Genomic DNA, 9,350 nt, shown 5'->3' with positions numbered 1-9,350 from the left:
GGGGAGACCCCGCAGGCGCGAAAGCGCCGAGGAGGCTCCCCGGCACGCCCGCGAACCGCTCGCGCCTGGAGCGCAAATCAACAATTAAATTATCAGAGCCTTTATTTATATAGGAGAGTCAAAATGAAATTTCGCATTGGTTATCGGACAATCAAAACTGCAGTAGGCACTGCAGCTTCCATCTTAATCGCGCAGCAGCTTGGCCTTCACAACTACGCTTCTGCAGGAATTTTAACTATTTTATGTATTCAAGTGACGAAAAGAAGGTCTCTTAGGACTTCCTGGGATCGATTTTTGGCGTGTGTATTAGCCATGCCTTTTTCTGCTTTGTTCTTTGAGGGAATCGCCTACCATCCAATCGTAATCGGGGTTATGCTGTTTTTCTTTATTCCAATTCTTGTCATGTTAAAGGCCAGGGACGGTATTGTTACTAGCAGTGTCATAATTCTACATATTTACATGGCTCAAAAAATTTCAATGACTAATTTTTTAAATGAACTAGGTGTCATTATTACAGGAATCGGAGTGGCTCTCCTCATCAATCTTTATATGCCAAGTGCCGATAGAAAACTAAGGGACTATCAACGGAAATTAGAAGAAAACTTTAAAATTATTTTATGCGAATTGGTTCGATACCTACGAACGGGTGAAAGCGATTGGGGAGGGAAAGAGATTACTGAATGTGCCCTCTTGCTCGAAGAGGCAAAAGCACTAGCTTTCAGAGATGTAGAAAATCATCTTTTAAGGGATGAGAATCTTTATTTTCATTATTTCAAAATGAGAGAAAAGCAATTTGAAATCATTGAACGTGTCATGCCGATTGTCACCTCTATTACCAGAACAGTTAGGCAAGGGAAGATGGTGGCTGATTTCCTGGAAGAATTATCTGAAAATGTTCATCCTGGAAATACAGCTTATATTTATATTGAAAAATTAAGAGAGATGAAAAAGGAATTTGAAGAAATGGAGCTTCCAAAAACTAGAGAGGAATTTGAAACACGGGCAGCCCTGCTTCAATTAGTGAAAGAAATGAATAACTACCTCATTATTAAAAGTTCATTTAAAGGAATGGAAACTTTCATGAATAAAAGGAAGAAAGTTGAAGCAAACTAGGAAAAAAAAGGCAGGTGGATGAATTTGATAAAAATCTTATCGCCAATCCTGATTGCTTTTTTCCTTTCTCCGCTTTGGCCGTTAGGGCCTAATCCAGTACCAGGAGCCCCTTTTGTCATTGTAAATAAAAGTAAAAATGAACTGGCTTTTATAAGTGAGAACAAAGTTCAAACAGTGGTTAGTGTTGGAACAGGCAAGACACAAGAATTAACACCTGAAGGACTTTTTACGATTATTGTAAAAGCAAAGGACCCTTATTTTCGAAGAGAGAATATTCCTGGTGGCGATCCGAAAAATCCTCTAGGGGCTAGATGGATTGGCTTTGATGCAAAGGGAACGGATGGCAGGACCTACGGAATTCATGGGACCAATCAGCCTGCTTCAATTGGGAAATATGTTTCACAGGGCTGTATCCGCTCGCAAAATGAGGTAATAAAATCGTTATTTCCATTAATCCCATTGGGGACAAAGATTCTTGTCACTTCTTCAAAAAAATCCTTTGAATTGCTGGCCCAAGAAAATGGAGCAATAAAATGAGGAAAGGGAATGTTCGAATTGAACATTCCCTTTTATATGGTTAACGAATAAATTGGCCGATTCCAATTAGGAGGGTTGACGCAAGCATGGCAAACAACATTAAATAAACAACAATTTTACGATTTTTCTTTTTTGACAATCTAGGGACCTCCTTCATTTATAAACCTATATTTATATTGTACAGGGAAAAGCCTAAATGAACAATGGAACAACTCCGGCAATTTAGGAAGGAATTATGAACTTTTTACCGAATACAATAATTGTCGAATTATTTTTATATTGGAACAGAGGGGAAAACATGATTAAAAAAGTCGACCATATCGGAATAGCTGTTAAATCATTAGAGAATGCATTACCTTTTTATACGGAAGTATTAAGTCTGCCACTATTAAAAATTGAAGTGGTTGAAAGCCAAAAGGTTAAAGTTGCATTTTTGCAGGCAGGGGAAACTAAACTCGAACTGCTGGAACCTGTGTCAGAGGAAAGTACCATCGCTAAATTTATTGAAAAACGCGGTGAAGGCATTCACCATGTCGCGCTTGGGGTAAACTCTATTGAAGAAAGAATTATGGAATTGAAAGAAAAAGGGATTCGTATGATTGACGAAAGCCCAAGGCTGGGCGCAGGGGGAGCACATATTGCCTTTATGCATCCAAAGTCATCTTCCGGTGTATTATACGAGTTATGTGAAAAGAAAGGACTGAAGGGGTAACATGATCGACATCTATGAAAAAATTAACGAATTATATGATAAGCGCAGAGAGGTTGAGCTAGGCGGCGGCGACGAGCGAATTGATAAACAGCATGAAAAAGGGAAACTGACTGCCCGAGAAAGAATTGAGCTTTTAGTTGATAAAGGAAGCTTTGTTGAACTAAATCCTTTTATTGAGCATCGTACCAATGATTTCGGTCTCGATGAACAAAAAGGGCCTGGCGATGGTGTTGTAACCGGTTACGGTAAGGTAAATGGCCGTCCGATTTATTTATTTTCCCAAGACTTTACTGTTTTTGGCGGTGCCTTAGGGGAAATGCATGCTAAAAAGATTGCCAATGTGATGGATTTAGCGGCGAAAAATGGCGCCCCATTTGTTGGTCTGAATGATTCCGGCGGCGCTAGAATCCAGGAAGGTGTTGTCTCGCTGGATGGTTATGGTCATATTTTTTACCGTAATGCCATTTATTCAGGGGTCATTCCGCAAATTTCCGTCATTATGGGTCCATGTGCCGGTGGTGCAGTTTATTCGCCAGCCATTACGGATTTTGTGTTTATGGTCGAAAAAACAAGCCAAATGTTCATTACCGGTCCGAAGGTAATCGAGACGGTAACCGGTGAAAAAATAAGTGCAGAAGACCTTGGCGGGGCGGATGTCCATAACTCGATTAGCGGAAACGCCCATTTCCGCGCTTCGACTGAGGCGGAAGTGCTGCAAGATGTTCGAAAGCTTTTAGGCTACCTGCCGCAAAACAATGAAGAAAAACCGCCGAGGCTTAATCCGGAGGAAGAAAATGATTACCGTCCGGATTTAACCGACGTTATTCCGTTTGATGCGGTAAGGCCTTATGACGTTCGGAAGGTGATTGAACAAGTAGTAGACGGCGACTCCTTTATGGAAATTCAAAAGGATTTCGCAAAAAATATTGTCGTAGGATTCGCGAGAATTAAGGGCGAACCGGTCGGGCTTGTTTGCAATCAGCCAAAGGTTATGGCTGGGGGTCTAGATATTGACTCATCTGATAAAGCTTCAAGATTTATAAGGACCTGCGATGCGTTTAACATTCCGATTATTACTTTTGAAGATGTGACGGGGTTCTTCCCAGGCGTTAAGCAGGAGCACGGAGGAATCATTCGTCATGGTGCAAAGATTTTATTTGCCTATTCCGAAGCAACAGTACCTAAACTGACAGTAATTTTAAGGAAGGCATATGGAGGGGCATACGTTGCCCTTAACAGTAAATCGATTGGGGCAGACCTCGTATTCGCATGGCCAAATGCAGAAATTGCGGTAATGGGTCCACAAGGTGCAGCAAATATTATTTTTTCTAAGGAAATTCAAAACAGTGAAAATCCAGAACAAACAAGGCAGCAAAAGATTGAAGAGTATCGAGAAAAATTTGCGAACCCGTATGTGGCTGCATCAAGAGGAATGGTCGATGATGTCATTGACCCGCGGGAAACGAGAATCAAAATTATTCAAGCACTAGACATGCTCAGAAATAAAAAAGAGTCTAGACCATATAAAAAACATGGAAATATTCCATTATAAATTGGCTATGTTAAAGACCGATGTTGAATTTTAAAAACTATTGATTAGAGCGGAAGGCGCGACGACTCCTCGAAAATGCTAACGCATTTCCTTCGTGCGTGGGCGGATTCGAAGATGCAATTCAATGTCCTGCGGGAGTACGGGGCCGAGGAGGCTCCCCGGGACCGCCCGCGGAAAGCAAAGCGCCTGGAGAGCAAATCAACAGCCAAGTTTAACAGTGATTAATTGTAAAAGGCAGGTCTAGAACCTGCCTTTTATTTGATGGTATGAACTTGAAAAGGTATACTGAAATAGTGAGTACATAACTGGGAGGGTTTCTACAAATGATTAATCAGGAACGTCTTTTAAATGAATTTTTAGAACTTGTACAAATTGACTCGGAAACAAAATTTGAGACTGAAATTGCAAAGATTTTAAAACAAAAATTTTCTGATTTAGGTCTTGATGTTTTCGAAGACGATACAACAGCTGTGACTGGACATGGTGCAGGAAACTTAGTATGTAATTTGGCGGCTACTAAGGAAGGGATTGATCCGATTTATTTTACCTGCCATATGGATACTGTTACTCCTGCGAAAGGAGTAAAACCATCGATAAAGGATGGCTATGTTGTTACGGATGGTACCACAATACTAGGTGCAGATGATAAAACTGGGATTTCTGTTATGCTTGAAACCATTCGTGTTTTAAAAGAACAGAACATTGAGCACGGCTTAATCCAATTTGTCATTACGGTTGGTGAAGAATCAGGTTTAGTTGGTGCAAAGGCCCTTGACCCTTCCTTAATGAAAGCAAAATATGGCTATGCGCTTGATAGTGATGGTTTAGTTGGTAATGTGGTTGTAGCAGCTCCAACCCAAGCAAAAGTGAAAACGACTATTTATGGAAAAACTGCTCATGCCGGTGTCGCTCCAGAGAAAGGGGTTTCGGCGATTACCATCGCTGCCAAAGCAATTGCCAGAATGCCATTAGGAAGAATTGATCACGAAACAACGGCAAATATTGGCCGTTTTGAAGGTGGTTCTGCTACAAATATCGTTTGCGACCGTGTGGACATTTTAGCTGAAGCACGTTCCTTGATTCCTGAAAAAATGGAAGCACAGGTCGGCAAGATGAAGGAAGCCTATGAAACGGTTGCAGCCGAAATGGGCGGCAGAGCAGAGGTAGAAGTGGAAATCATGTACCCAGGCTTCAAATTCGGCGAAGGCGATCAAGTAGTAGAAATCGCCCGCAAGGCTGCCGGGAAAATCGGCCGCAGCTGTGAATTGCAGCATAGCGGAGGGGGCAGTGATGCTAACGTAATCGCTGGATTCGGCATTCCTACCGTTAATCTTGCCGTTGGCTATGAAGAAATCCATACCACCAACGAACGCATGCCGATTGAAGAGCTATACAAGCTGGCAGAAATGACCGTTGCGATTATCAACGAAGTAACCAATCAATAGTTTTGGAGGAGAGCTGTCGTTATCAAGACCTAAATCCAAAAAACATTAAAAAATCAAGTCCAGAACATATTATATATAACTAATATGTGTGGTTATCCCAATTTAAATATTATTAAAATTAGCAAGAGGGAAATTTCATTAAAAAGACGCCAATCAATATTGTCGTCTTTTTTCCTTCTATTTTCGTTTGGGCTACTCAAGGTAAGTTGAGTCACCCTTATTGAACAATCGCACCTGTTAGCTTAAGGACAATCGTTCACAATCTGATTTTAATTGAATAGTAAAAGAAATATTACTAATTAAATATCTTCCCAAGTCGAGGATGGCAACCCGGAAGCAATCATGTAAGATGATAATCCTTACCCGCAAATAAAAGGGAAATAACTCCTTTCTGCAGAAATATAAAACGAAAGGAGTTTTGTTTATGCAGTTTAATCTTTTGGATAATGGTATTGATTCACTTAAAGCATCTGGGGACATACTTTTGGATTATTATCTTGATTATGAATTTGAAAGGCATCAAATAAAAGATGCTGTTTTTCACTTTATGCACGGTGTTGAAATAGTAAGTAAATATTTATTAAGCCAGAAAAATGAGGAATTATTATTTAAAAAATTAATTGAGTACCAAGAAGCTAAAAATAAAATGGATGACAATAATTTATTTAGCGTATTTGATGCAAATCCTGAAATAAGAACAATTGACATCATGACTGCATTAAAACGACTAGATAGCCAAACAAGAGTAAAAATTGATAAGGAGTTATACGATTCATTAGATCAAATTAGACTATTCCGAAATCAATTAACCCACTATACAGTTAATTTAGATGATGGAGAATTTGTTTCTTTAGTCACTCTTATAAGGCGAACGTTTGAAAAAATTTTAATTTTGTTCGAAAAAAACATTCCTCAATTTAAGAAAAGGTTTAAGGAATTAGCTAGAGAGGAGCCTGTTACGGAATACGATGAGTACCTCGATAGGTTAGAGACTTTAGCTTTAATGGCCCATGAAGATGCAAGATTAGACTATGAGGCTGATAGGGACGATATATTAGAAAGTCAAGCTATGAGGGATAAAGATTAAGCACTCTAATGAGTGCTTTTTTATTTTGCTCAAGGAAGGTGTTGAAATGAGAATGTAGGATCACTAAATTATAGAACAGAAACAGCAGTTGGATAAACTTAAATCACCAATTGTCCCAGCAATCCCATCTTTAACTCTAGCACCCGTTACTTTAAGTACAATTCTTCACAATCTGCTTTTGTAGTTGTCCTAAAAAAAACCATACTTTGTTTAAGCAAAGCCTTCATTGAATATAGGGAAATATCACTTCATTTTCCAAATAGGTACTTTAAAAATTAGTAAAAGAACGATAATTGCTATTAGAGATAGTCCGTATGCCAATAATGGCTTTTTATTATGAAGCGGCAACATAGAAAACATTACAAAATAAAAAATAAAATTCCACTTAGGATTCCAGCCGTTATGATAGGTTATTCCACCAAATATTTTAAAGTCCATCAATTCGAGTAAAGATAAACTTAATGTCCATAGGGAAATCCAGAGAATTTGATTTTTTCGTTTTGTGGGGAACTTCCCTAAATAAGTTAATATTAAGGAGGTATAACCAACAAACATTACAAAAATATTCGCTAACGTATGGTTTGGGAAGATAATTGATGGTTCATAATCCCACAAAGAGTATTTATAGCAAAGAAAATTGTAAAGCAAATCAGCTGTAATAATATATAAAATGGTGGACTGATACTTCTTCCAGTTTTTCCAATCCCCCCAACGCCAACCAACAAAAACCAAAGCCATTATGATTAAAAAAGTAAACATTCGACATTACCCATTCTAGTTTTCTTAAATTTATTTTACCTGTAATGAAAATGCTTTATTCCCTTTAAAATTTTTTATTTTAGGGAACTATCGAGATAACGTACAACTTGCCAATGTAACTATGGATAAATAACCACTTTACATTATATAGGTGGGATTATAAATGGATTACGGTTTAAGCGGTTATCACCGGCAACAATTGGGTCCCATTCATCTATCACTTCTTTAACAAGATAATATTTATTCATTACTAACCCCCACCTCAAATTCCACTATCCTGCCTACGTTAGTGCAATAAAAAAGGGGATCGCCGCTGCCATCCCAATCTTTAACTCTTGCACCCGTTAGCTTAAGTACAATTATTCACAATCTTTTTATCGAGTAAAATGACACTGTAAATAAAAAACGAATATCAAACACTATTTTTAGGTAGTATCTGATATTCGAATTTCAGTTTAATATGATATTTGATTATTTTCTTAAAGTTTTTAATGCACCGCTCCAAGCAGCAACTTGGTCAAGCATTTCATTTACATTATTAAGGTGTAAGTCTGCTGGTTTAAATGTAGTATAGTTTTCAAAGTCAGTAAATAAGGACAATGTAGGATGTACACGGACATCTGCAACCATTAATTCACCCAAGATTCCTCTTAAATGTTCAGCAGCACGAGCACCACCAGTTGAACCATAACTAACAATACCTGCTGCTTTGTTATTCCAGGCTTCACGAGCAAAATCAAGTGCATTTTTTAATGCTCCTGTTATACTGTGATTATATTCTTGAACGATAAATACGAACCCATCCAAGCTGTTAAGTTTTTCGTTCCAAGCTGCAATACCTGGTTCAGTCCCATCAGTTGTTCCTAAAAAAGGTAATTGATAATCAGCAATATCTATGATTTCATAGTTTGCATCTCCACGTTTATCAGCGATTTCCTTAACCCATTCTCCTACTTGAGGGCTAACTCTTCCTTGTCTTGTGCTACCTAAAATAATACCTACATTTAATTTTTCATTTTTCATTTTTTCTTTCTCCTTTATAGATGAATTTCCAAATAATTTGGATAGAAACCCCATATTAATTACCACCTAATATTTTTTAAAAATCTATATTATAAAGAACTTTTCTTAACACGTATGACCTTGTACAATAAAAATTTCCAAAGTTTTTTTCACACGTTCTTACTAAGTTCCTGCTTTTTTCCAAGTAAAACAACAAGACTTAAGATGAGAAAGACCAATGCAGGCATTATTAATCCTATACCTTGCCCAGCTTTAAAATGTGAAAACACTGCACCAGCCATCAGTAATACGAGTCCACCGGAAGCCAGTAAAGCAATTCTTGATTTCCAAAATCCAACTAAAAGTCCAATAGCCCCTAATACTTCACAGAAACCTACGAAATACATGAATCCTAACGAATAACCTAAACCTTCAAATGTTTGGACTAGCATTACATTTCCTGTTAGCTTCATTACACCAAAAGCTGCAAAACCAACTACAAGTAAACCCTGAAGAATACGAATAACCCATTTCATTATTACAGTTCCTCCTTGTTTCAATTTAACTTCTAGGGTTATAATAATCCCTGAGAATTATTATTGGAAGTAGGCACATTAATGTGTCATAGTTTACAAAAAGATACCTAAGGAGGAGTAAGCTCAATGGCGGACGAATGTAAAGGCAATGGAACTGGAACGATTGAAACGGACGAATGTAAAGGCAAGGGAACTGGAACGATTGAAACGGCTCTTGATATTCTTGTAGGAAAATGGAAGCCTGTTATTCTTTTTCATATTTTTGAAAACGGAACACTACGCTTTAGTGAACTTCAACGTTTAATTCCAGATGTAACGAAAAAAATGCTTACTACTCAACTAAGGGAATTGGAATATCACGATATAATAAACCGAAAGATATATGCACAAATTCCTCCAAAAGTCGAATATTCAATAACAGAATATGGAAAAGGTTTAACACCACTTTTGGTGTCAATGCATCAATGGGGATTAGGACATTTAAAGCATTTAGATGAGCTTTACGGGAAAAACGAAAGAGAGCAAGGAAAATAAAAGAAGCTGAATTTCAGCTTCTTTTATTTATCCTTTTTGAACTAACCTGCCCGTTTGTTTAAGTTATCATGAA

The 9,350-nt window shown here is 37.9% G+C and carries 11 protein-coding genes; 7 read left to right on the top strand and 4 right to left on the bottom strand.

All coding sequences use genetic code 11. The annotated features are described in order from the left end of the window. Positions 1-123: 123 nt before the first annotated feature. Both ACIFOT_RS30565 and ACIFOT_RS30560 read left to right on the top strand, forming a co-directional pair. Positions 124-1,113, top strand: a complete 990-nt coding sequence (locus tag ACIFOT_RS30565; RefSeq protein WP_430072253.1) for an aromatic acid exporter family protein — start codon at positions 124-126, stop codon at positions 1,111-1,113. A 27-nt stretch (positions 1,114-1,140) separates the two neighbouring features. Continuing rightward, positions 1,141-1,650 (top strand): L,D-transpeptidase, encoded by a 510-nt coding sequence (locus tag ACIFOT_RS30560; protein ID WP_430072256.1) that lies wholly within the window; start codon positions 1,141-1,143, stop codon positions 1,648-1,650. Between the two features lie 40 nt (positions 1,651-1,690). Here ACIFOT_RS30560 and prli42 read toward each other — a convergent pair whose 3' ends face one another. Continuing rightward, positions 1,691-1,789 carry a stressosome-associated protein Prli42 gene (prli42, locus tag ACIFOT_RS30555; RefSeq protein WP_223591515.1) on the bottom strand — a complete coding sequence of 33 codons (99 nt, stop codon included), beginning with the start codon at positions 1,787-1,789 and terminating at the stop codon, positions 1,691-1,693. A 159-nt stretch (positions 1,790-1,948) separates the two neighbouring features. Between prli42 and mce the strand changes: the two genes are divergently transcribed. The 4 genes from mce to ACIFOT_RS30535 all read left to right on the top strand — a co-directional run bounded on the left by mce (position 1,949) and on the right by ACIFOT_RS30535 (position 6,446). Then, positions 1,949-2,362, top strand: coding sequence for a methylmalonyl-CoA epimerase (mce, locus tag ACIFOT_RS30550; protein WP_430072250.1), 414 nt, complete (start codon positions 1,949-1,951; stop codon positions 2,360-2,362). Position 2,363: 1 nt separating this feature from the next. Further along, a complete protein-coding gene (locus tag ACIFOT_RS30545) occupies positions 2,364-3,914 on the top strand; it encodes an acyl-CoA carboxylase subunit beta (protein WP_430072246.1) in 1,551 nt (516 codons plus the stop codon). A 323-nt stretch (positions 3,915-4,237) separates the two neighbouring features. After that, positions 4,238-5,359 carry a M20/M25/M40 family metallo-hydrolase gene (locus ACIFOT_RS30540; RefSeq protein WP_430072242.1) on the top strand — a complete coding sequence of 374 codons (1,122 nt, stop codon included), beginning with the start codon at positions 4,238-4,240 and terminating at the stop codon, positions 5,357-5,359. A 424-nt stretch (positions 5,360-5,783) separates the two neighbouring features. Beyond that, positions 5,784-6,446: a hypothetical protein gene (locus tag ACIFOT_RS30535; RefSeq protein ID WP_430072239.1), complete on the top strand. Its 663-nt coding sequence runs from the start codon at positions 5,784-5,786 to the stop codon at positions 6,444-6,446. A 243-nt stretch (positions 6,447-6,689) separates the two neighbouring features. Here ACIFOT_RS30535 and ACIFOT_RS30530 read toward each other — a convergent pair whose 3' ends face one another. The 3 genes from ACIFOT_RS30530 to ACIFOT_RS30520 form a co-directional block, all read right to left on the bottom strand. After that, complete coding sequence (locus ACIFOT_RS30530; RefSeq protein ID WP_430072236.1) at positions 6,690-7,205, bottom strand: CBO0543 family protein; 516 nt, start codon at positions 7,203-7,205, stop codon at positions 6,690-6,692. A gap of 471 nt (positions 7,206-7,676) precedes the next feature. After that, positions 7,677-8,282, bottom strand: a complete 606-nt coding sequence (locus ACIFOT_RS30525) for an NADPH-dependent FMN reductase (protein WP_430072233.1) — start codon at positions 8,280-8,282, stop codon at positions 7,677-7,679. Between the two features lie 95 nt (positions 8,283-8,377). Next, positions 8,378-8,743: a DoxX family protein gene (locus tag ACIFOT_RS30520; protein WP_430072230.1), complete on the bottom strand. Its 366-nt coding sequence runs from the start codon at positions 8,741-8,743 to the stop codon at positions 8,378-8,380. Positions 8,744-8,869: 126 nt separating this feature from the next. Here ACIFOT_RS30520 and ACIFOT_RS30515 point away from each other — a divergent pair, with 126 nt between their 5' ends. Beyond that, the gene (locus ACIFOT_RS30515; RefSeq protein ID WP_430072228.1) at positions 8,870-9,277 is read left to right on the top strand and encodes a winged helix-turn-helix transcriptional regulator; all 408 of its coding nucleotides are present in this window, start codon (positions 8,870-8,872) and stop codon (positions 9,275-9,277) included. The last annotated feature ends 73 nt before the right edge of the window (positions 9,278-9,350 follow it).

Source organism: Neobacillus sp. NRS-1170 (assembly GCF_050468025.1).
The sequence above is the reverse complement of the archived record's forward strand: the minus strand, read 5'-3'. Positions and strand labels throughout refer to the sequence as shown.